Below are 22,788 nucleotides of genomic sequence, written 5' to 3' on the forward strand. Positions count from 1 at the left end.
AGTGGGTGTGGGGAGGCTTTCAGGAAATGTCGGCGGCCAAGGATGGCCGACGTCAAGCGCACATGGGTGAGGCAAGCGTTTATGAAGCGAAGCTTCATGCGCAGCCGAACGACAGCAATCTGCAATTGCTGGCCGGACCCCGCAAGGGGTGCTCGTAGCGGTTTCCTGAAAGCCTCCCCACACCCGCTCGCGGACTGGCACAAAACAATGAGACCAGCACCATGCTAAAAAAACTGTTAATAGCCAACCGAGGCGAAATCGCAGTTCGGGTTATCCGCACCGCGAAAGCTCTGGGTTACCGCACCGTGGCCGTCTACTCCGAAGCTGACGCCAAAGCCATGCACGTTGAACTGGCCGACGAAGCCGTCTGCATCGGCCCGGCACAAGTCTCCGCTTCTTACCTGAACAGTGACGCCATCCTGGAGGCCGCCCGCCAAACCGGCGCCGACTGTATTCACCCGGGCTACGGCTTCCTCTCCGAGAATGCTGCGTTTGCCAATGCCTGCAAAGACGCCGGCCTGGTCTTCGTTGGCCCGCCGGCATCCGCCATAGAACTGATGGGCAGCAAGCGTCGATCCAAAATCGCCATGCAGGAAGCCGGCGTGCCCGTGGTACCGGGTTATGAGGGCAACAACGCCAGCGATGACGAACTCATCGCAGCCGCCAAACACATCGGCTACCCCTTGATGATCAAAGCCTCTGCTGGCGGCGGTGGACGCGGTATGCGCCTGGTTGAAAGCGAATCCGAACTGGCCGACAACATCAAGCGGGCCCGGTCCGAGTCGAAACAGGCCTTCGGTGATGACGAGCTGATCCTCGAGAAAGCCGTGATTGAGCCCCGACATGTGGAAATCCAGGTCTTCGCGGACTGCCATGGCAATGCCGTTTACCTGGGTGAGCGGGACTGTTCCGTTCAGCGCCGACACCAGAAAGTAGTCGAGGAAGCACCCTCCCCTTTCGTTACGCCTGAACTGCGCCAGGCCATGGGCGAAGCTGCGGTGAAGGCCGCTCTGGCCTGCAATTACGAAGGTGCCGGCACCGTCGAGTTTCTGGTGGATAAACACCGGAATTTCTATTTCCTGGAAATGAACACCCGCCTGCAGGTGGAACACCCGGTCACCGAGCTGATTACCGGCCAGGACCTTGTGGCCTGGCAGCTCACTGTTGCCGAGGGACTTCCGTTACCCCTGGCCCAGGACGACATCCGCCTGAATGGCCATGCCATCGAAGTCCGGCTTTACGCGGAAGATCCCGCCCACGGTTTCACTCCACAGACTGGTCCGCTCTGTGCTTTTAAAACCGCCGAGGGGGAAGGCCTTCGATACGATACGGGCGTTCGCTCCGGGGACAGCATCACGCCCCACTACGACCCCATGCTGGCCAAGGTAATCGCCTGGGGACAGAACCGCGATGAAGCCCGTCGTCGTCTGATTCGGGCCCTGGAGGACACCGCGGTGTTCGGCGTTACCACCAACCGCCACTTCCTGAGCCGGATCATTGCCAACGATACCTTCGGAGCCGGTGAGGCCACCACCGCCTTCCTGCAGCAGGCCTTCAGCGATGATCCGTCCCTGCAGCCGCAGACTCTGGACATTCGCCAGCTGGCCCTCGCCGCCTGCGTGCTCGACCATGGCATATCGGGCCAGAGCGCCTGGAGCAATGCGCCGGCCACCATGACACCCATCAAGCTCGAAACCGGCGAAACCACCGTTGAGTTACTGGTCACTCGCAGCGATAACCGGTTGTCTGTCAGTATGGGTGAAACCCGGCATAGCCTGATTCTCGAAAGCCAGCGCGATGGCCTTTTATGCATTATCGACAACGGCGTTCGTCAGACTTGCCAATATCACCGCCAGGGCGATTCTCTATATTTGCAGGCGTTCGGGCATTCCTGGTCGGTGCGGGATGTGACCCATCAGCCTGTGCAGGGCGCCGGTGGTGCCGGCAGCGGCCGGATCCAGGCAACCATGGATGGCGCCATCATTGATGTGTTGGTCGAGGCTGGCCAGAGCGTTCGTCAGGGCGATACGCTGGTGATACTGGAAGCCATGAAAATGGAGCATCCAGTGAAAGCCGACCGCGACGGCGTTGTCGGCGAGGTCTATGCCAGCAAGGGCGACCAGGTAAAGCGCAGTCAGTTGCTGGTTGAGATTACCGCCAACGAAACGGCCGAACAGGAGAGCAACGCATGAGCACATTGCGTAACCGCACCGTTTTTATTACCGGCGCGAGCCGGGGCATCGGCCGGGCTATTGCCCTCGCCTCTGCCCGCCAGGGCGCCAACGTGGTGATTGCCGCAAAATCGGACACACCCCATCCGAAGCTGCCCGGCACCATTCATTCGGTGGCAGAGGAAGTGCGCGAGGCCGGCGGCCAGGCACTGCCTCTGGTTCTGGATGTCCGGGATGAGAAGCAGATTCGCCAGCGCGTTGATGAAGCCGGCGAACATTTTGGCGGTATCGACGCCCTGGTGAACAACGCCGGTGCCATCCGGCTGACGGGCGTGGAAAATCTCAAGGTGAGCCGGTACGACCTGATGCACCAGGTCAACGCCCGGGCAGTCATGGCCTGCAGCCAGGCCGCCCTGCCCTGGCTGAAACAATCGGACCAGGCTCACATCCTGAGCCTGTCACCGCCGCTGAACCTGAATACCCGGTGGTTCGCCCAGTACGGGCCTTATACCACCACGAAATACGCGATGACCATGCTGAGCCTGGGCATGGCGGAAGAGTTCAGACGTTACGGCATTGCTGTTAACACACTCTGGCCGAAAACGCTGATCGCCACCGCGGCCATCGAGTTTGAGGTAGGTGGCCCGCAGCTGATGGCCCAGGGCCGGAAGCCAGACATCATGGCCGATGCCGCCATCAGCATCCTGAACCGGTCGCCCGACACGATGACCGGCCAAAACCTGATCGACGAGGACCTGCTAAGGCAGGACGGTATGACAGAGTTCGAGCATTACCGGTACGCACCGGGCGACAAGCCCCTGATGCCGGATCTGTTTCTGGACTGAGCCCCGGGCATGCGTTGTTTCGGGCTCGCAGTCCACACAATAAAAGGGACAATGGAAAGACCATGAGCCAAGACAACGTATCCGCACTGGACATCGTCCGCAGCCTGCCCGGCATCTTTCGGCGCCTGCCGGCTATTACCCGGGGTTTATACTACTACTCCCTGAAGAATGAGAACCGGGAGCTGACCCTGGGCACACTCATCGAAACCAACGCCAGGAACGTCGGCAACCGGCCAGCGATTCTGTTCGAAGACCGGACCATCACCTGGCACGAGCTCAATGGCTGGGCCAACCGTATCGCCCACTACCTCCAGGACCAGGGCCTCACCAAAGGCGACGCCATTGCGGTATTCCTGGAAAACCGCCCGGAGCTCCTTGCCGTGGTGGCCGGGGCCGCAAAACTCGGCGTCGCCTGCGCCATGCTCAACACCTCCCAGAAAGGCAAGGTTCTCGAGCACAGCATCAATCTGATTGAACCGAAGATGGTTGTTATCGGCGAAGAACTGGTGGAGGCCTTTGAGGGGGTAAAAGCCGATCTGAAGCCCCGGCATTCGCATCCGTACCAGTTCCTCGCAGACACCAACACCCTGAATGCCTTTGGCGATACCCCCGATGGCTACACCAACATGGCCGAGCGGATAAGCACCTTCAACAGCGGTAATCCGGCGCTGAGCCACCCCCCCAAAATGGGCGACACCGCCATTTACCTGTTCACCTCCGGCACCACCGGTCTGCCCAAGGCCGCGCCGGGATCGCACCGCAAGTTTATCAAGGCTTACGGCGGATTCGGTTTGATGTCTCTCGCCATGGAGCCGGAGGACGTACTCTACTGCACCCTGCCCCTGTACCATGGCACCGCCCTGCTGGTCTGCTGGGGCTCCGTAATGGCCGGTGGCTCCGCCATTGCCCTGAGGCGCAAATTCTCCGCCAGCGCCTTCTGGGACGATGTTCGCCGCTACCACGCCACCACCTTTGGCTACGTTGGCGAACTCTGCCGCTATCTGTTGAATCAACCACCGAGTGAGCAGGACCGGAACCACAGCCTCACCAAAATGATCGGCAACGGCCTGCGCCCCTCCATCTGGAAAGAATTCAAGGATCGTTTTGGCATAGAGACTGTGGCAGAACTCTACGCCTCCAGCGAGGGCAACATCGGCTTCAGCAACTTCTTCAACATGGACAACACCGTGGGCTTCTCCACCGCCCCTTACAAACTGGTGAAGTTCCACGACGGGACTCGGGATCCGATTCGCGACGAGAAGGGCTTCATGAGGGAAGTCGCCAAAGGCCAGCCGGGGCTGTTAATCGGCGAAATCACCAAGAAGTGGTCCTTCGAGGGCTACACCCAGAAAGACGCCACCGAAAAATCCATCCTTCGCAACGCCTTTAAGAAAGGCGATGCCTGGTTCAACACCGGTGATGTTCTGAAGGAAATCGGCTGCGGCCACCTGCAGTTCGTCGACCGCATGGGCGATACCTTCCGCTGGAAAGGCGAGAATGTCTCAACAACGGAAGTGGAAAACATTATCGACGGTTCCGGAATGGTGGAGGAAGCCATCGTCTACGGCGTCGAGATCCCCGGAACCAACGGCAAGGCCGGCATGGTGACGCTGGTTCCCCACAGCAACGGCCGAGAGTTCGATGTGAACAGATTATTCGCCTATCTGCGGGACAATCTGCCGACCTATGCGGTTCCGGTATTCGTACGGGTAACCCACGCCATCGAGAAAACCGGGACCTTCAAGTACCGGAAGGTGGATATCCAGAAAGCGGGTTATTCGCTGGGAGACTCCAGTGACGACGTTTACGCCTGGTTGCCTCGGACTGAGGGTTACACCCAGCTCACTCCGGATTTGGTTTCGGAGATTGATGGTGGGAAGGTCAGTTTTTAATCTTCGACCGGTATTTTGACCCTAGCCTTCTGGGTCAGTGGTATGGCAAGGGCGGGTAGTTCCTCCCAAAAACCGCTACAAGCACATCCGTGTGCGCTTGTTTCGGGCCGTCCTTGGCCCTCTACATTTTTGGGAGGAACTACCCGCCCTCACCATCAGGCTCTAGAGATATAGTCCGGTAGGTCGGATTAGGCGCAGCCGTAATCCGACAAAAACACACCGACCTATTAGATTCATTGTCGGATTACGACTGCGTCTAATCCGACCTACAAAATGCAAGGGTGTCAGGCTTTGATATTATCGATATCTCTCTCAAGCCAGAAGTTGGCGGTTGGAGCCTCCTCCCCGAGCTAGCAGGCCTTGTTCAGAACCAAACTCAGGAGCCGACTTTCAAAACCACCTTGCCGGTCGCCTTGCGCTCGGTCAAAGCTCCCAGTGCCTTTGCGTAATCCTCGAAGTCGTAAACCGCACTGATCTTCGGATCAATCTTGCCTTCAGCGTAAAGCTTCATGAGCTCCATCATGTTCTGGGCGCTGGCCTCCGGCTCGCGCTGGGTGAAGCTGCCCCAGAAGACACCAACCACGGAACAACCTTTCAGAAGGGTCAGATTTGCCGGGATTTTCGGGATGTCACCGGCGGCAAAGCCGATGATCAGGTGACGGCCGTTCCAGGCCATGGCGCGAAGAGCCTGTTCGGTGAAGTCACCGCCAACGGGATCGTAGATCACATCCACGCCCTTGCTGTGGGTGAGCTTCTTGACGGCGTCTTTCAGAGGTTCTTCGGTGTAGTTGATCAGCTCATCGGCGCCGGCTTCCTTGGCAACCGCAAGCTTTTCGGCCGAACTGGCGGCGGCAATAACCTTTGCGCCCATGGCCTTGCCGAGCTCAACCGTTGCCAGGCCAACACCACCGCTGGCGCCAAGCACCAGAAGTGTTTCGCCAGGCTGAAGGTTGCCCCGTTGTTTGAGCGCGTAATAAGAGGTGCCGTAAACCATCGTGAAGGCAGCGGCCTTCTCATCAGACATGCCATCAGGAACTGGCAGCAGGTTCTGCTCCGGTACGATCACTTCTTCTGCAAAGGCGCCATAACCGGTGAGCCCTGCGACACGATCGCCTACTTTAAAACGGGTTACCTTGTCACCAACCTCAATAACCTCACCCGCCATTTCACCACCCGGGGAAAAAGGCAGACTCGGCTTCAACTGGTATTTGTTTTCAATAATGAGGGTGTCCGGGAAATTCAGGCCGGCGACTTTTACGCGCACTTTTACGCCGCGGCCTTTCACCTCAGGACTGGGAACATCTTCGATGACCAGCGTCTCGGCCGGACCATATTCCTTGCAGAGGATGGCTTTCATGAACTCTCCATTTTTGTTTGACCGGGTTCCAGGCGGCTCGCGCCTGTGATTGTTATCCGTCAAGCTAAACAGAGTCTTATCATGAAGCAAATAAAGTTCTTTTATCCAAACGCATAAGCCGGGCTTATTTCTTACAGCGATTCCATCAAAGCATGGTCCCGCCGATCACCAGAGCCCCTACCAGAACCAGGCCGGCCACAATCAGGCCCACTTTCATCCCGGAGGACAAAACCTGGGGCGCATCGCCGACGGATTTATGATCGTCACGGCTACCCAGATTCTGATCCTGGCTGGAGTTGCGTATGAGTTCGATCATTTTCTCACACTGATCCGATGTGAAAGAGGCAGGCTCAAAGGATTCCAGCCCCTGCTCGTCCAGAAACTTCCGGACATCCCGGGACAGCGGCACATACTTCATAGACCAGTTGCTGAAGGTTCGACCGGACAGCGGTTCCTCAATAAGAGTCACGATATTCTGATGGCGTTCGTCTTTCAAAATGCGATCGTAGGTCCTCCGTACCGCATCCTCATCACCCTCCAGGTACTGGAAAAAACGATTGTTACCGTAATACAGGCCACCGACCAGCTGGTCCTTGGCGTTGTTCTTCCGGGAGGTCATCAAAATTCGTGCAACGTGGGGTTCCACACCTTTCTCCACCGGCTTGGCTTCGAACGTGGCTTCACTGGCGTAGGCCAGACGCATTAAGGACATAGCAACTCCGTGCAACAGGACAAAGGAAAGTTGAATGCAAAATACGTTTGAAACTGTCGCTATGGATCACAGTTCCCGGCATCCAGGGACCCCTCGGCCCGGCTTCGAAGATGAAAGAAGGTGGGGTTTCCGCTATCCTGCGCGCTTTAAATTCCGCCGCTTGATCACTTGTTACCTCTATCTCGGGGTCCATCATGCTCGACATCATCTACATACTTGAAATGATTGGAATCGTTGCGTTCGCGATTTCCGGCATGATTGTGGCCCGGTCCAAGAATATGGATCCCGTGGGCGTGTTTACCATCGGATTTATCACCGCTCTGGGCGGCGGCACCCTGCGGGACCTGATCATGGACAATCATCCGCTCTACTGGATCAAGCATCAGGAACAACCCATGCTGATTCTGGCCATGGCGATTGTTTTCAGCTACTGGAAGCGGGCAGAGCGGCTCCGGGAGTCCAGAATCGTGTTCCCTGATGCCATTGGCCTGGGTGTCTTTTCCATTCTCGGCGCCCAACTGGCCCTGGACATGGGCCATTCGTGGTTTATCGCATCCCTGCTCGGGGTTATGACCGGGACTTTCGGAGGCGCCTTGCGAGATACCCTGTGCAACGAAGTCCCATACATTTTCCGCAAGGACCAGATCTATGCATCCATCTCCTTTGCGGGGTGCTGGCTGTATTTCGTGTGTCAGTGGTTCCTCGATAACGAAGCACTGCCTCTGACCATTGGCCTACTGTTCATCGTGATCGTCCGGATGCTGGCAGTCCGGTTTGATATTCGGCTGCAGCGGGATCCACAGAGCAACTAGCGTCGCTGTCAGTTTGACGAACTGTCAATCATCCCTTGGCCTGAGACTGATGAGCCGGTAATATTGCCGTTTTTTCACGCAATTCACGATTTCCGCTCAAACCAGATTCCCAAACACCAACTTTCAGCATCCTGTGAGGCAGACACCCGTCATGCTTGAACGACTGTTCCAACTCCAGGCCCACGGCACCACTGTTCGTAAAGAAGTGGTTGCGGGCATTACCACCTTCCTGACCATGGCGTACATCATCGTGGTCAACCCGAGCATCCTGTCTTCCACCGGCATGGATTTCGGAGCTGTTTTCGTTGCTACCTGCCTTGCAGCCGTCATCGGCACCCTGATCATGGGGCTGTGGGCAAACTACCCGATTGCCCTGGCGCCGGGCATGGGACTGAACGCCTTTTTCTCCTTCACCGTCGTTGGCAGCATGGGCTACAGCTGGGAGGTGGCGCTGGGAGCAGTGTTCATTTCCGGTTTCCTGTTCTTCCTGTTGAGCATTTTCAAGGTCCGCGAGTGGATTATTAACAGCATCCCCATGTCCCTTCGCTTCGGCATTTCAGCCGGCATTGGGTTCTTCCTGGCCCTGATCGCGCTCAAGAATGCGGGCATTGTGGTGGATCACCCGGCCACACTCGTCGGCCTGGGCGAAGTGAAGGTTGCCGAGAGCCTGCTGTTCTTCGGCGGCTTTGTATTGATCTGCGCACTGTCTTTCCGCCAGGTAACCGGCGCCGTGATGATTGGCATCATTGCCGTTACCGGCGCAGCCATGGCGCTTGGCATGGTGGAGTACGAGGGCTTTGTTTCCGCCCCACCCAGCCTGGCACCGACCTTTATGCAGCTGGACCTGGCCGGCGCCCTGAACGTTGGCATGATCAGCGTGATTTTTGCCTTCCTGTTTGTCGATCTGTTTGATACGTCCGGCACTCTGATTGGCGCCGCCCAGCGCGGCGGTCTGCTGGACAAGGACGGCAAGCTGCCGCGTCTTGGCCGGGCCCTGATGTCAGATTCTGTCGCCACCATGTCCGGTGCCGCCCTGGGTACGTCAACCACCACCAGTTACATTGAATCCACCGCAGGCATTTCCGCCGGCGGCCGTACCGGCCTGACTGCTGTGGTTGTTGCCGCGTTGTTCCTGGCGTGCCTGCTGCTATCGCCCATTGCCAGCATCATTCCTGCTTACGCCACCGCGCCGGCCCTGCTTTACGTAGCCGTTCTGATGGCCAGCGGCCTCAAACTCGTTGATTGGGACGATGTTACGGATGCTGCTCCTGCTGTAGTGACAGCCCTGATGATGCCCTTGACCTTCTCCATTGCGAACGGCATCGCGCTCGGCTTCATCACCTACGCCATCCTGAAAGCACTCAGCGGCCGCTGGGCGGATCTGAACGCCAGCGTTGTTATCATTGCCGTTGTCTTTGTTCTGAAATTCATTTTCCTGGATGCGGCCTGATCCGCATCCAGAACAATCACCGGAACGTTTATGGACTATTTCTCTGAAAGCATCAAAAAGGCCATTCGCACGGTCCCGGACTGGCCAAAGCCCGGCGTGGCCTTTCGTGATATCACCACGGTACTGCAGGACAAGACCGCCTTCCGGAAGCTGATTGATGCCTTCGTACACCGGTATCACGGCCACAAGATTGATGCCGTGGCAGCCGTTGATGCACGGGGATTTATTATCGGCTCGGCACTGGCCTACGAGCTGAACGCATCGCTGGTGCTGGTCCGCAAGAAGGGCAAGTTGCCGTTCGATACCCTGGTGGAAGACTACGAGCTCGAATACGGTACCGCTTCCGTTGAGCTGCACAAGGATGCCTTCAAGCCGGGCGATAACGTGGTTCTGGTGGACGACCTGATTGCTACCGGTGGCACCATGCTTGCCGCCACCCGCCTGATCCGCCGGATCGGCGCAGAGATTGTGGAAGTGGCGGCGATGATCGACCTTCCCGATCTCGGCGGCTCCCGCAAGCTGCAGGACGAGGGCCTCCGGGTTTATACTGTCTGCTCGTTTGAAGGGGAATAACCAACAGCAATCAGGAGGCGACCATGCCGGATTACCAACACCACTGGAAAGACGGCACTCCCGTGCATCTGCCGTTGGGAAAGATTGTCTGTATTGGTCGCAATTACGCCGAGCATGCCCGGGAGCTCAACAACCCGGTGCCGGATGAACCCCTGTTGTTCATCAAGCCCGCAACCTCGGCCGTGCATATCACCCGCCCCCTGGATTTCCCGAGAAACCAGGGTGCGGTTCACTTCGAGACCGAACTGGCTGTTCTGATTGGCCGCCCTCTGACTGACGCCTCGGCCAGTGAGGCCAAAACCGCCATCCTCGGCTACGGCCTGGCTCTGGACCTCACCTTGAGGGACCTCCAAACGGAGCTAAAGGAGAAAGGTCAGCCCTGGGAGCGCGCCAAGGGGTTCGATGGCGCCTGCCCCCTGTCACCGTTCGTCTCAGTCGATAAGTTTTCCGGGGGTCCCATCCACTTCACGCTGGACATTGACGGCAGCCGCCAACAAACAGGCGATACCGCTGACATGCTAAACCCGATCGTGCCCCTGATCGCTCACATCAGCAGCCAGTTCACTCTTCTGCCGGGCGATGTCGTTCTGACCGGCACGCCCAAAGGTGTTGGTCCACTGAGCTCCGGCCAGACGCTTTCACTTGAGTTGGAAGACCTGCTGTTCGTGGAGACCAAAGTGGTTTAACGTGCAGGCCCGGCTAAACCCAAATCCGGTCAAAGGCGTACATCTGTTTATGGCAAAGAAACCGGTAACCTCCCGACGTGGTCGCTTCTTCAAACTCGCTGGCATGACTGCCTCTGTGGCAGGGCAGTATGCCGGCCAGCGCGCGCGCAGACTATTCCGCTCAGAGAACGAGGAAGGCGCCCAGAGCGAAAGCTATACCCGCATGGCCGACCAGATTGCCGATACCCTGGGCGAACTGAAAGGAGCCGTCATGAAGGTGGGGCAGATTGCCTCCCAGACCCAGGACTTCTTGCCCAAGGAATTCTCCGACGCGCTGGAGAAGCTTCAAAAGGAAGCCCCACCCATGCCGTTCGAGGTCATCGTGGGGCAGATCGAATCGGAACTGGGCAAACCGGTCTCTGAGCTCTTTGAGTACTTGCAGGAAAAGCCCTACGCCGCAGCCTCCATCGGTCAGGTGCATCGGGCCCGGCTTCACGACGGCACCGACGTTATTGTCAAAATTCAGTACCCCGGCGTAGACGAATCCTGCGATTCGGATCTCAAGCAACTCAGAATGGCTCTGAGACTGGGCGGCCTGCTGAAAATGCCCAAAGAGTCTGTTGACCGACTCTTCGCTGAAATTCGGGAACGGCTCAAGGAAGAACTGGATTATGAGAACGAAGCCAGAAATATTGAGTTGTTCCGGGAGTTCCACAAGGATCAGCCCTGGGTTCTCATTCCTGAAGTAGCCCACAGTCATTCAACCCGCCGGGTCCTGACAATGGAACTGGTCGAGGGCGATCACGTCAGCAAGGTCACGAAAGAACGCTACGACCAGGACACAATCAACCTGATTGGTCACCGGATATTCACCCTGATGGCGGACCAGCTTTTCCGCTTCCAGTGCATCCATGGTGATCCCCATGCGGGCAACTTCGCCTACCGACCAGATGGCTCCATTATCATGTACGACTTCGGCTGCGTTAAAAAACTGAAGCCGGAGATTATTGAAGCCTACCGGAATGCCCTGGTCTCTGCCCTGGACGAGGATTACGAAGCGCTGGATCGTCACCTGATCGATCTGGGCGCACGGGTCGGCAGCCAGCCAGCCGTGGATGAAGCCTATTACGCCATGTGGCGCGATATTCTGGTGGTACCCTTTGAACAGCGTGACGTCCCCTACGACTTTGCCGAGGCCGACATCCACAAGCGTGTGGCGGAGAAAACCAGCACCGTGTTCAAATACCTGGACTACTTCAAACCGCCGGTGGAAAGCATTTTTATCGACCGGATGATTGCCGGCCATTACTGGATGCTGAAACGGCTGGGTGTTCAGGCGGCGTTCCGGCAAGAACTTGAGAAGTATCTCCTGCCTAACGAGAACGCTGAGCAGGGATGAGGCGGGGAAGTTACTTCAAGCTATTCATCCATTCTGCAACGCCCTCAACGGCCCCTTTGCGAATAAACCGGGCCCGGGACACCGAAGCGGGCTCTCCCGGATCAATGACGGTAATAGGCACCCCTCTATCCACTTCATAGACCAATCCGGCGGCTGGATAAACCTGAAGCGAGGTTCCTACGATCAGCAAGTGATCAGCCGTGCGGACAACCTCTGCGGCTTTATCCAGCATGGGGACTTCTTCGCCAAACCAGACGATATGGGGACGAAGCTGGGCACCACGGTCGTAGGTATCACCTGGATTTATATCACGGTAACCAATGTCATAGACGAGCTCCGGGTACTTTGAGCTGCGGGCCTTGGTGAGCTCTCCGTGCAAATGAATGACGTTGGTGGCGCCGCCGCGCTCATGAAGGTCGTCCACGTTTTGGGTGATGACGGTCACCCGGCAGCGCCGCTCAAGTTCTGCCAGTAGTCGGTGGGCCTGGTTTGGCTGGGCGGATGCCAACTGGCGGCGGCGGTCGTTGTAGAACCGCAGCACCAGTTCCTGATTCCAGGCAAACGCCTCGGGCGTAGCCACATCGTAGACACTGTGCTGCTCCCATAACCCACCGTTATCCCGGAAGGTGGAAAGGCCACTTTCGGCGCTGATTCCCGCGCCTGTCAGTACAACGATGTGATCCTGCATCAGTCGAAGATCTTGCCCGGGTTCATAATTCCATTGGGATCAAATACCTGCTTGATGCCTTTCAGGTAGGCGATTTCCGCCTCACTCCGGGTGTAATGGAGATAAGGCTTCTTGGTCATACCCACGCCATGCTCGGCAGAGACGCTGCCCTGGTAGCGCTCAACAATTTCGAACACCCACTTGTTGACCTGCTGGCACTTATCAAAGAAATCCTCGTTGGCCATATCCTCCGGTTTGAGGATATTGAGGTGCAGATTGCCATCGCCGATGTGGCCGAACCAGATAATCTCGAAGTCCGGATAGTGCTCGGTGACCACAGCGTCGATTTCCTGCAGGAAGCCCGGCACCTTGGATACGACCACGGAAATGTCATTTTTGTAGGGCGTTCGGGGGGCGATGGATTCTGAAATCCGCTCCCGCAACTGCCACAGGTTCTGGGCCTGAGTTTCACTCTGGCTGATCACGCCATCCAGCACCCAGCCGTTCTCCACACATTGCTCAAACAGGGTCATGGCGTCGTCCATCACCTGATCGGAGACAGATTCGAACTCCAGCAGCGCGTAATACGGAGCCTCGGTTTCAAACGGCGCCTGCACCTGGCCGTGGGCCAGCACATGCCCCATGGCCTGGTGGGAAAAGAATTCGTAGGCGGTGAGGTCAATCTTTTTCTGGAAGGTCTGCAGCACATCCATGGTGTTGGTCAGGTCGTTCAGCCCCAACACCAGCACCGTCAGGTTATCCGGCTGGCGGGACAGCTTCATGGTAGCTTCGGTAATAAAGCCCAGAGTGCCCTCCGCGCCGATGAACAGATGGCGCAAATCGTAACCCGTATTGTTCTTCTCCAGGTCCTTGTTCAGATCCAGGATATCGCCCTTGCCGGTCACGACCTTGAGGCCGGCAACCCAGTCCCGGCTCATGCCATAGCGGATCACCTTGATACCGCCAGCGTTCGTAGAGAGGTTGCCACCAAGCTGGCTGGAACCGGCGGAGGCAAAATCAACCGGGTAATAAAGACCGTTCTCTTCGGCGAAATTCTGCAGTTGTTCCGTAACAACGCCTGCCTGACAACGAACCGTTCGATCGCTGGCATTGAAGTCCAGAACCTGGTTCATGTTGTCGAACGCCACGACCACTTCACCGTTGGCAGCCACCGCACCGGCGCTCAGACCTGTCCGGCCACCGGAGGGCACCAGAGCCACCTGATTTTCGTTGGCAAACTTCACCAGTGCCTGAACCTGCTCGGTGGTCTTGGGCAACGCGATCGCCAACGGCTTGGGCGGGTAGATCCTGGTCCAGTCCTTGCCGTAGGTATCCAGATCCGCCGGGTCGGTCAGCACCTTGCCGGGGGCATCGCCGGAAGCCATCAGGTCTTTGAGGGAAGCAATGATCTGTTCGGAATTCATGGAGTTATCGGTCTCGTCAGGTTTGGGCCGGAGCATCCTGCAACAGGAATCACAGACAGTTGATTCAGGCGAACCGGCGCGCTGTGAAAATCTGCGTTTATGGTATCATACCGCCCCTGTTCTGTGAGCCAGCCCTGACGATCACTGGCCACAGGTCATTTCACGTGACGAAAGGTTCGGAAGCAAGCCCATGTCAAATACGTCTCTTGAGAAGAGCAAAATCCGTATCCTGCTGCTGGAAGGCGTGCATCAATCTGCCATTGATACCCTGAATGCTGCAGGCTATACCAACATCGAGTATCTGTCTCACTCGCTGGCCGAGGAAGAGCTGATCGAGAAGATTGCCGATGCGCACTTCGTCGGCATCCGTTCCCGCACCCAGCTGACAGAGAAAGTATTTGAAGCCGCCAAGAAACTGGTGGCCGTGGGCTGTTTCTGCATTGGCACCAACCAGGTGGATCTCCAGGCAGCCACCCGGCGTGGCATTGCAGTATTCAACGCGCCCTTCTCCAACACCCGGAGCGTTGCAGAACTGGTTCTGGCCCAGGCCATCCTGCTCCTGCGCGGCGTGCCGGAGAAAAACGCCAAAGCCCATCGCGGTGAATGGCTGAAGTCCGCAAAGGACAGCTATGAAATTCGTGGCAAGAAGCTGGGCATCATCGGTTACGGCAACATCGGCACCCAGTTCAGTGTCCTGGCCGAAGGCCTGGGCATGGACGTCTACTTCTACGATGTGGTCTCAAAGCTGTCGATCGGTAACGCGACTCAGGTGGGCACCCTCCAGGAACTCCTCAACATCGCCGATGTGGTGAGTCTGCATGTACCGGAAACACCGGCCACCAAGTACATGTTCAAGGCTGAACAGTTCGCCCAGATGAAGCCGGGCAGCATTCTGATGAATGCGTCGCGGGGCACTGTCGTTGATATTGACGCCCTCGCTGATGCGCTGGCCAGTGGCAAACTGCTGGGTGCAGCCATTGACGTTTTCCCGGTTGAGCCAAAATCCAACGACGAGGAATTTGTGTCTCCGCTGCGGGAATTCGATAACGTCATCCTGACCCCGCATGTGGGTGGCTCTACCATTGAGGCCCAGGAAAACATCGGACGGGAAGTAGCTGAAAAACTTGCCATGTACAGCGACAACGGCACCTCGGTTTCTTCCGTGAACTTCCCGGAAGTGGCACTGCCGTCGCATCCCAACCAGCACCGCCTGCTGCACATCCACGAGAATGTGCCCGGCGTAATGTCCGAAATCAACCAGGTGTTCTCCGAGAACGGCATCAACGTGTGTGGCCAGTACCTGCAGACCAAGGAAGACATCGGCTATGTGGTTGTTGATGTTGACAAGGCCTACGGCGAACTGGCGCTGGAGAAGCTGCTCAAGGTGAAAGGGACCATTCGCTGCCGCGTATTGTTCTGAGTCGCAGTCTGAGACAAAAAAACCGGAGCCTGTGCTCCGGTTTTTTTTGGCTTTGGTGAGCCAGCTCTGCTTATTGCATGGGAACCAGCGTCAGTTCAACACGTCGGTTCTGCTCCCGGCCGGAGGCGGAATCGTTGGAAGCAACCGGGTAGCGCTCACCATAACCAACTGCGCGGGTGCGCCTGGGCTCAATTCCCTGATTCAGCAGGAAGTCACGCACGGAAGAAGCACGACGCTCGCTGAGCAACTGGTTGTAGCTGTCCGAACCCGAGCTATCCGTGTGCCCCTCAATCTGGATAACGGTCTTGTCGTACTCCTTCAGGACCAGAGCCACAGATTCCAGAGTGCCACTGAATGAAGGCTTGATGCTCGATTCGTTAAGATCAAAGGTGATATTACCAGGCATCACCAGTTCAATCTCGTCACCATTACGGACCACGCGAACACCGGTGCCCTCCAGCTTACGGCGCAGCTCGGCTTCCTGTTTGTCCATGTAGTAACCGATGCCGCCGCCAATAGCTGCACCGCCGGCAGCGCCGATCAGGGCACCTTTGCCACGGTCGCTCTTGCTTGATGTCGCAGCGCCAACAGCAGCGCCACCAATGGCGCCAATGATACTACCCTTGGTCGCACTGGAGGTTTTCTCCTCGCCAGTGTATGGGTCATAGGTCATACAACCACCGAGACCAAGAGTGGCCACCGCAAACGCGAGTATTGTCTTTTTCACAACTTTCTCCTGTGCCTGATGTCCTGGCAGAAGACCACTAGCGGGCCTGTGTTGCCGAGTTCGTGAATGTATCAATGATGGTATTGAATACGGTTGCCTGCAAATCCTGAGCTTCGTTTACAAGATGATGACGTCCGTCAGGGATTCTCAGTTCCTCTACAGAGGAAAATTTGTTCCGAATGATACGCAGGTTATGCTGCCAATCGACTGTCAGATCCTTCTCACCCTGCACCACGGTTACCGGAAAGTCGACCGGCCTGGCCGATTCAATATGGGGCACCCATTTCCGCAAGGCACTTACCCAGTCCACATGCACCGCCCGGGCCTGGAGCGGGTCGTGCTCCCTCAGAAACCTGAGAAATCGGCTGTTACCACTATTTTCGGCAAAGACACGGCGCCATCGGGAAATAAACGGCCGCGCCAGGCTATGGAGCACTTTCGCTCCCAGCCAACCCGCGGGCCTTACCAACGGCGCAAGAAGTACTACTTTCCGGAACTCGGAGGTCTTCTGATTGTGCTGATTGGACAACAGGTAGTCGATCAGGATCGCTCCGCCGGTGCTTTGTCCGACCGCGAACCAGGGTTGACGCACCTTGTCCCTGACCTGCGCCATAACATCGGCCAGCACCCCCTGATACTCCAGAAAACTGCCAATCGCCGCCGGAGTCCCACTGGAAAGTCCGTGGCCCGGCTGGTCATAGGCCAACACATCGAACCCTGCCCCCAGGCACCGGTCAACCAATTGGCTGTATAACCCGACATGGTCGAAATAGCCGTGAAGAATAAACACCGTGCCACGCTCAGGCTTCTGCTCCGGCAAACGGAAATAATGCACCATGACTTCGTGGCCACCCGCCTTCACATACCCCTGATGGTAAGCGACATCCGGATGCTCAACCCAAAGATCAAGACCGTAAAACCGGCAATAAGCCACCATTTCCTGACCGAGTTCCCGCGAGCAGGCAGGGTCAAAAGGTTCGAGTCTGTCGAGAAGTGAGTGTCTGTCCCAGTCTGGTATTTCTATGGTATCTGTTTTCCAGTACACGTAGAGTTAAACGCCTGTCATGAATGAATTATCGTCCAATCCTAACCCATAGCGGGGTAAAGACACAGATGTTGCAGCACCTTCTGGAGAGTGCGTTGCGCCAGACGATGAACCGGTTGGTCAGGCCGGTTCTTAACCCGGCGGTGCCGGTGTCACTTCAGCGACGCATTGTGCGCCAGGCTTACCGGAGTTCGACACCACCACGGGGGGCAAGGTTCGAAAGCACCACGGTGGGCGGCGTTCCGGCCACCCGGACAAATTTTGGTCACAATCCTCAAGGCACCGTTCTGTATCTGCACGGCGGTGGCTATATCATCGGGTCTTCAAGCACCCACCGGGGCATAACCGGCTACCTGGCCAAAACCAGCGGTTGCACCATCGTTACACCGGATTACCGGCTGGCGCCGGAATTTCCATTTCCCGCCGCTCTGGACGATGCCGAAGCTTGTTGGAACGGTCTGCTGGAGGAGGGCTTCAAACCGGGGCAGATTGCGATCGCTGGCGATTCCGCCGGTGGGGGACTCGCCGTTGCTCTCGCCATGCGGCTGCGCGACAAAAACCAGCCGCTTCCAGCATCGCTCACGGTGTTTTCACCCTGGGTAGACCTGACCCAGGAACAGCTCTACAGCCCTCAGTGCGAGCCCGTGCTCCAGGCGAGCTGGACCAGCAAGGCGGCAAGGCTCTATGCCGGCCAGGAATCCCTGACCAACCCGCTAATCTCACCGGTTTTCGGTGACCTGAGCGGCCTGCCTCCCTTGTTGATCCAGGTCGGCAGCCAGGAAATTCTGCTCAATGATGCCGAACGGTTGGCCGATGCAGCGAACCGGCACGATGTGGAAACCCGGCTCGAGGTGTTTAACAGCCTCTGGCATGTTTTTCAGGTACACAGCGGTCAGCTCGACCGGGCCACCGCAGCCATGGAAACCGCTGGCGAACACATCAAACGTCATCTGGCAGGCTGAGCTCACCCCGGGCGAGCGCCTCTTTCCTCGGTCGGGGCCACTGTTTGATTTGCCATTCCAGCCGTGAAGCCTGGCTTCTGTCTCCGGCTGCTGCGCTGAACACCAGTTCCAGCGGCCCCTTCCCCCTCAAACTCCGCGCGCCTTTCGGAGCGCCAGACTGATGTTCGCTGAAGCGCCGTTCAACGTCGGTGGTTATACCAGTATAGAGCGCCCCCCTGGCGGTTCGCACCATGTAGACAAACCAGCTAGCCAAGGTTCAGGGCCTCCTCCCGAACCTTCAATTTTTTCTGCTGGATCCACAGCCCCATCATGATCAGGACCAACCCGATGTAGGTGGAAGGCAGGATATGCTCGCCCAGAATAAAATAGATGAACACCAGGGAAAGGAACGGCGAGATAAAAATCAGATTGCTCACCTTCGATGTGTTCTCCGCCTTCTTCATGGCATAGGACCACAGCACAAACGCAATGCCCATCTCAAACACACCGACATAAACCGCAGCGATGAGGGACGTTCCGGTGGCAAATTCAAGGCCTTCCGTCCACCAGCAAATCAGCAGAATCACCGGCAGCCCGCACAGGAAATTCAGGAACAGGCCAACCACCGGGTCACGGGTATCCCGGGTGGCAATAATCCAGTAGGACGCCCAGACCACCGTACTGCCCAGGGCGAGAGATACGCCGAGCGGATCCTCGAAGCTCAGGGAGGTAACAGCCCCCCGGGTGGCAATCACCACCACCCCGGCATAGCAGATCAGGCCCGCGACAATATCCAGCTTGCGCAGCCGATGCCCAAGAAACGGAACCGACATGTAGGCCAGCACCAGGGCCCAGGTGTAGTTCAGCGGTTGCGCTTCCTGGGCCGGCAGCCGGTCAAAGGCGCCGAACAGCAAGAAATAATACAGGCAGGGGTTGATCAGCCCCATGCCAAAGGACTGCGCATACTGTTTGCGACTGAGTGAAAACACCAGATGCCACCGACCCTGCAGCATCAGGATAATGGCCATGACAACCACCGATGCGCTGCAGGCAATCAACAGCATCTGAACCGGAGCCAGCTCCCTGAGGGAAAGTTTGAACGCAGTGGCCACCGTGGACCACAACAGCACGGTGCCGAGGCCATAGAGCATCGCCTGTTTCTGATTAGTCATTCCCCGTCTCCTGCCAGGAATCATTCCATCGATAAAGGGTGCGACGATTGATTCCCAGAATCTGCGCGGCGCGGCGCTTGTTTCCATCTACGGCTTTCATTACCTGTCTCACGTAATCCTGTTGCAATTTTTCCAAGGTTGGCCACTCCGATACATTGTCGCTATGACGCGATGGGGACTGGCCAGCAACATCAACCTGGCGTTTTCGTATCCGGTCCGGGAGATGGTCTGGCTGTATCGTATCGCCCTCACAGAAGGTCACCGCCCGCTCAATGGCGCTGGAAAGCTCACGGACATTACCCGGAAACGGATAATCCAATAGCGTCCTCAAAGCAACTTCACTCAACTTCATGAAGCCACGGCCATGACGTCCTGCGGCCTCACGCAGGAAATGCATTGCCAACAGATCCACGTCGTCGTCACGGTCCCGAAGGGGAGGAACCTTCAAACTCAGGGTTTCGAGGCGATAATACAGATCTTCGCGAAAGCTGCCCTCAATTACGGCCTGTTGAAGGTCAACATGGGTGGAGGCAATGATTCGAACATCGACGGATTCCTCCTGATCAGAACCCACGGGTTTGACACACCCCTCCTGAAGCACCCTGAGCAACTTGGCCTGTAGCGCCAGGGGCATCTCACCTATTTCGTCCAGCAGAAGAGTGCCTCCGTCCGCTTCGGCGAAAAGTCCCTTCCGCGACTGCCTGGCCCCGGTAAAGGCTCCCGCCTCATGACCAAAGAACTCACTTTCCATGAGATCACTGGGTATTCCGGCACAGTTTACAGCGAGAAACGGCTTTTCCCGTCGATCACTCTCCCGGTGGATCGCCCTGGCCACCAACTCCTTGCCGGTGCCACTCTCGCCATTAATCAGAACGGCCGCATGACTCCTCGCAACCTGGCGAATTTCAGACCGGAGTTTCGACATGGCCCCGCTTTCACCCACCAACCCCAAGGAGCCGTCATTGCCATCTGCCGAGCGCAACAGGGCAAGCTGCCTGCTGAGGTCTGCCTGGGCCAACAGGCGCCGTATCTTCAGCCTCAGATGGTCAGTGGAAAGCGGTTTGGTGAGAAAATCATCCGCCCCCGCCTTGAGGGCGTCGACCGCCTGATCCACAGTCCCGAAAGCGGTTATGATCATGAACGGCAGACTATGCCCCTGAGCCTGAAGAGATTTCAGAACCTCCAGGCCATCACCATCCGGCAAGCGAAGATCCGAGACCACGAGGTCCGGAATGTCTTCGGCGGCCAGTGCACATCCCTCCTGAACACTCCCCGCCCGTACAACCTGATAACCATCAAGCTCCAGCTCTTCCGCCAAAAGCAGGCTCAGACTGGCATCGTCTTCGACCAACAGAATTCTGGGCCCGGGCTGTTTCATTGGTTACCACTCCCGATCGGCCAGAACAGCCTCATTCTGCAGCCGCCTGATTCACTGTCAGTCACTTCGATTCTCCCCCCATGCTCTTTCAGAACGCTGCTGACCACGGCCAGACCAAGCCCGGTTCCTTCTCCCGCCGGACGGGTACTGTAAAAAGGCTCAAATACCGATTCTCGCTGGGATTCTTCAATGCCCGGGCCATCATCATCGACACGAACCTCACATTCTGTTTCGCCGACGTGCAGTGACAGCCTGACTTCCCCCTGTGCAGCCTGGCAGGCATTGCGGACAACATTCAGGCACGCAAGCTCGAGCCTGACCGGTTCCGCCTGGATGACGGCCTCCGTATCCAGACCTTCGCCAACCACCACCTTTTCCGTGCACCGGTCATCTTCCCGGACGCGCTCAATGACCTCCCTCAGCACCGTTGGGAGTTGGACCGGCCTCCGTGAATCCGGCACATGGCGGAAACAATCAAGCAGTTGCTGGATGATCCTTGTCATCCGCTCAACCTGGGATTCGATATCTGTCAGATGGCGGCGCTGCTCTACCGGCAATTCCTCTCGCTGAAGAATTCGGGCGCGCCCCTGAACAACATTCAGCGGCGCGCCGAGCTCGTGAGCAACGCCGCCCGCAACCCGCCCGATCATTGCCATTTTTTCCTGGTACTCTAGCCGCTCTGCCATTTCCAGTTCATTCGCAATGCGCGCTTCAATCTCTTCTTCGGCGAGCGCCATGCGCTCACCCATGTCACGGAGACCAGCATGAATCTGCTGCAACTCCCGAGGGCCGGAAGGCGAAGCGGTCACTCGCCAACGCCCCGGTGCCAGGCTCGCCATGGTCTGGAGCAGTCCGCTAACGTGGCGGCCCACGGCCCCATAGTGTCCGAGAATCACGACCAGAATGACGGTCACGGCCAGTATCGACCAGATTGACACGGCCCAAAGGCGGCTGGAGGCAACAAGATCGTGAAAATCACTTCGTTGACGTGTGACCTGCAACAATCCCTGAATACGACCATCTTCGGTGGTCAGCGGGGTAAACTGGGAAAAAACCGATTCCCCATCGACCCTCCTGAACGCACCACCCAACTCACCGCTGGCAATGACCTGCTCCGCGCTCGCACTGTTGGCAACATCACTGTCAGCCACACCCAGGCTCGCCACTCTGGCACCACTCTCATCGAAAACCGAGGCCCCTGAAATCCGGCCGATACGGAAGAGCGACTTCAGGGATTCTCCCATAACCAATTCATCCTGCTCCTGCATGGCCCGTGACAGTGGCCCGCTAACCGCCCTGGTGACCAACTCAAGGTCTTCCATCAGGCGTTCATTCAACGCCTTTTCCACCGCACTGAGTCCGACGTAAATGGCTATTCCACTGATGGCCAACAAAGGAACAACAATGCTGACCAGGAGCGTTAGCCGGAGCGAATGAAAGAAACGGCCGGCAGCTATCAGAGAAGCCTTCATGAAGTGCTCCAGAACAAAAATGTCACACACAAATGCCACATGTGACTTTTCGCCTCAACCTCCGTTACTGGAATTTAATGCCGAGATATATTTAACTCACTGTTTTTAAACTATTTTTTTATTTTTTAAATCCTGGCACGCACTTTGTTTAGTTTCAGGGTACGAGCGACACGAACTTCGTTCCAAAGTTCTGCCGGTATCACTTCTCCGGCAATCATCAACCTGAAGGAGAGTTTTCATGAACAAGCTTCTCGTATCCCTCACCGCTTCCCTCGCACTTCTGGCTGCAGGTCCTGCGCTGGCCCAGGAAAGCCAACAGAACTCAGGATCCTCCGAAGAGTATTCGAACCCGGCGACTTCAGGCGCCCAGGACACAAACTTCAGCGATTCCGAGCTCAAGCAGTTTGTGTCTGCGCAATCCGGCATTAAAGAAGTACGCGAGGAGTACATTGAGAAAATTGAATCTGCAGACTCCCAGCAGAAAGCCCAGGAACTGCAGATGGAAGCAAATGACGAAATGGTGGAAATCATTGAATCCGAAGGGATCGACATTCCCACCTACAATGCGATCGCCACTGCTTACAGCAGCGAACCAGAGGTTCGTGACCGCATTGACTCCATGATGTAAACGAGCGTCAGCGCTCGACAATCCGTTCGTCAGTTTTG

Annotated in this window: 21 protein-coding genes; 11 read left to right on the plus strand and 10 right to left on the minus strand. The window is 57.1% G+C overall.

The window, feature by feature from the left end:
• Positions 1-221: 221 nt before the first annotated feature.
• The 3 genes from ACESMK_RS06100 (at position 222) to ACESMK_RS06110 (ending at position 4,908) form a co-directional block, all read left to right on the plus strand.
• On the plus strand, positions 222-2,192 hold the full coding sequence (locus ACESMK_RS06100) for an acetyl/propionyl/methylcrotonyl-CoA carboxylase subunit alpha (protein WP_372996297.1): 1,971 nt from the start codon (positions 222-224) through the stop codon (positions 2,190-2,192).
• The gene (locus ACESMK_RS06105) at positions 2,189-3,016 is read left to right on the plus strand and encodes an SDR family oxidoreductase (protein ID WP_372996299.1); all 828 of its coding nucleotides are present in this window, start codon (positions 2,189-2,191) and stop codon (positions 3,014-3,016) included. The genes ACESMK_RS06100 and ACESMK_RS06105 overlap by 4 nt, the downstream gene beginning before the upstream one ends.
• A gap of 62 nt (positions 3,017-3,078) precedes the next feature.
• The gene (locus ACESMK_RS06110; RefSeq protein WP_372996301.1) at positions 3,079-4,908 is read left to right on the plus strand and encodes a long-chain-acyl-CoA synthetase; all 1,830 of its coding nucleotides are present in this window, start codon (positions 3,079-3,081) and stop codon (positions 4,906-4,908) included.
• Between the two features lie 376 nt (positions 4,909-5,284).
• On the opposite strand, the gene ACESMK_RS06115 is transcribed toward ACESMK_RS06110, so the two are convergent.
• Both ACESMK_RS06115 and ACESMK_RS06120 read right to left on the minus strand, forming a co-directional pair.
• Positions 5,285-6,265: an NADPH:quinone oxidoreductase family protein gene (locus ACESMK_RS06115; protein WP_372996303.1), complete on the minus strand. Its 981-nt coding sequence runs from the start codon at positions 6,263-6,265 to the stop codon at positions 5,285-5,287.
• A 145-nt stretch (positions 6,266-6,410) separates the two neighbouring features.
• Positions 6,411-6,977: a BLUF domain-containing protein gene (locus ACESMK_RS06120; RefSeq protein WP_372996305.1), complete on the minus strand. Its 567-nt coding sequence runs from the start codon at positions 6,975-6,977 to the stop codon at positions 6,411-6,413.
• A gap of 194 nt (positions 6,978-7,171) precedes the next feature.
• Between ACESMK_RS06120 and ACESMK_RS06125 the strand changes: the two genes are divergently transcribed.
• The 5 genes from ACESMK_RS06125 to ACESMK_RS06145 all read left to right on the plus strand — a co-directional run bounded on the left by ACESMK_RS06125 (position 7,172) and on the right by ACESMK_RS06145 (position 11,876).
• Positions 7,172-7,789, plus strand: coding sequence for a trimeric intracellular cation channel family protein (locus ACESMK_RS06125; RefSeq protein ID WP_372996307.1), 618 nt, complete (start codon positions 7,172-7,174; stop codon positions 7,787-7,789).
• Between the two features lie 151 nt (positions 7,790-7,940).
• Positions 7,941-9,239 (plus strand): NCS2 family permease, encoded by a 1,299-nt coding sequence (locus ACESMK_RS06130; protein WP_372996309.1) that lies wholly within the window; start codon positions 7,941-7,943, stop codon positions 9,237-9,239.
• Between the two features lie 30 nt (positions 9,240-9,269).
• Positions 9,270-9,812 (plus strand): adenine phosphoribosyltransferase, encoded by a 543-nt coding sequence (locus ACESMK_RS06135; RefSeq protein ID WP_372996311.1) that lies wholly within the window; start codon positions 9,270-9,272, stop codon positions 9,810-9,812.
• 23 nt (positions 9,813-9,835) lie between these two features.
• Complete coding sequence (locus ACESMK_RS06140; protein WP_372996313.1) at positions 9,836-10,498, plus strand: fumarylacetoacetate hydrolase family protein; 663 nt, start codon at positions 9,836-9,838, stop codon at positions 10,496-10,498.
• Positions 10,499-10,547: 49 nt separating this feature from the next.
• Positions 10,548-11,876, plus strand: a complete 1,329-nt coding sequence (locus ACESMK_RS06145) for an ABC1 kinase family protein (RefSeq protein ID WP_372996315.1) — start codon at positions 10,548-10,550, stop codon at positions 11,874-11,876.
• Positions 11,877-11,886: 10 nt separating this feature from the next.
• On the opposite strand, the gene ACESMK_RS06150 is transcribed toward ACESMK_RS06145, so the two are convergent.
• Together ACESMK_RS06150 and ACESMK_RS06155 are read right to left on the minus strand one after the other, a co-directional pair.
• Positions 11,887-12,564, minus strand: coding sequence for an SIR2 family NAD-dependent protein deacylase (locus ACESMK_RS06150; RefSeq protein ID WP_372996317.1), 678 nt, complete (start codon positions 12,562-12,564; stop codon positions 11,887-11,889).
• Positions 12,564-13,967, minus strand: coding sequence for an FAD-binding oxidoreductase (locus ACESMK_RS06155; RefSeq protein ID WP_372996319.1), 1,404 nt, complete (start codon positions 13,965-13,967; stop codon positions 12,564-12,566). Before ACESMK_RS06155 ends, ACESMK_RS06150 begins: the two co-directional genes overlap by 1 nt.
• Positions 13,968-14,157: 190 nt before the next feature.
• Between ACESMK_RS06155 and serA the strand changes: the two genes are divergently transcribed.
• Complete coding sequence (serA, locus tag ACESMK_RS06160; protein WP_372996321.1) at positions 14,158-15,387, plus strand: phosphoglycerate dehydrogenase; 1,230 nt, start codon at positions 14,158-14,160, stop codon at positions 15,385-15,387.
• 70 nt (positions 15,388-15,457) lie between these two features.
• Here the strand turns inward: serA and ACESMK_RS06165 are convergent, their stop codons facing one another.
• Positions 15,458-16,114, minus strand: a complete 657-nt coding sequence (locus ACESMK_RS06165) for an OmpA family protein (RefSeq protein WP_372996323.1) — start codon at positions 16,112-16,114, stop codon at positions 15,458-15,460.
• Between the two features lie 37 nt (positions 16,115-16,151).
• Positions 16,152-17,159 (minus strand): alpha/beta hydrolase, encoded by a 1,008-nt coding sequence (locus ACESMK_RS06170; RefSeq protein WP_372996325.1) that lies wholly within the window; start codon positions 17,157-17,159, stop codon positions 16,152-16,154.
• Between the two features lie 68 nt (positions 17,160-17,227).
• Between ACESMK_RS06170 and ACESMK_RS06175 the strand changes: the two genes are divergently transcribed.
• Positions 17,228-18,121: an alpha/beta hydrolase gene (locus tag ACESMK_RS06175; RefSeq protein ID WP_372996327.1), complete on the plus strand. Its 894-nt coding sequence runs from the start codon at positions 17,228-17,230 to the stop codon at positions 18,119-18,121.
• Here ACESMK_RS06175 and ACESMK_RS06180 read toward each other — a convergent pair.
• The 4 genes from ACESMK_RS06180 to ACESMK_RS06195 are packed head-to-tail and all read right to left on the minus strand — an operon-like array spanning position 18,099 to position 22,122.
• Entirely contained in the window at positions 18,099-18,353 is a 255-nt protein-coding gene (locus tag ACESMK_RS06180; RefSeq protein WP_372996709.1) for a GIY-YIG nuclease family protein, read from the minus strand. The genes ACESMK_RS06175 and ACESMK_RS06180 overlap by 23 nt on opposite strands.
• A gap of 13 nt (positions 18,354-18,366) precedes the next feature.
• A complete protein-coding gene (locus ACESMK_RS06185; protein WP_372996329.1) occupies positions 18,367-19,272 on the minus strand; it encodes a DMT family transporter in 906 nt (301 codons plus the stop codon).
• Positions 19,265-20,650: a sigma-54-dependent transcriptional regulator gene (locus ACESMK_RS06190; RefSeq protein ID WP_372996331.1), complete on the minus strand. Its 1,386-nt coding sequence runs from the start codon at positions 20,648-20,650 to the stop codon at positions 19,265-19,267. Before ACESMK_RS06190 ends, ACESMK_RS06185 begins: the two co-directional genes overlap by 8 nt.
• Positions 20,647-22,122, minus strand: coding sequence for an ATP-binding protein (locus ACESMK_RS06195; RefSeq protein WP_372996333.1), 1,476 nt, complete (start codon positions 22,120-22,122; stop codon positions 20,647-20,649). The genes ACESMK_RS06190 and ACESMK_RS06195 overlap by 4 nt, the downstream gene beginning before the upstream one ends.
• A 238-nt stretch (positions 22,123-22,360) precedes the next feature.
• On the opposite strand from ACESMK_RS06195, the gene ACESMK_RS06200 reads away from it, so the two are divergent.
• On the plus strand, positions 22,361-22,750 hold the full coding sequence (locus ACESMK_RS06200) for a DUF4168 domain-containing protein (protein WP_372996335.1): 390 nt from the start codon (positions 22,361-22,363) through the stop codon (positions 22,748-22,750).
• The last annotated feature ends 38 nt before the right edge of the window (positions 22,751-22,788 follow it).

Origin of the sequence: Marinobacter sp. (assembly GCF_041687235.1) — a bacterium.
In the GTDB taxonomy this organism is placed as follows: Bacteria; Pseudomonadota; Gammaproteobacteria; order Pseudomonadales; family Oleiphilaceae; genus Marinobacter.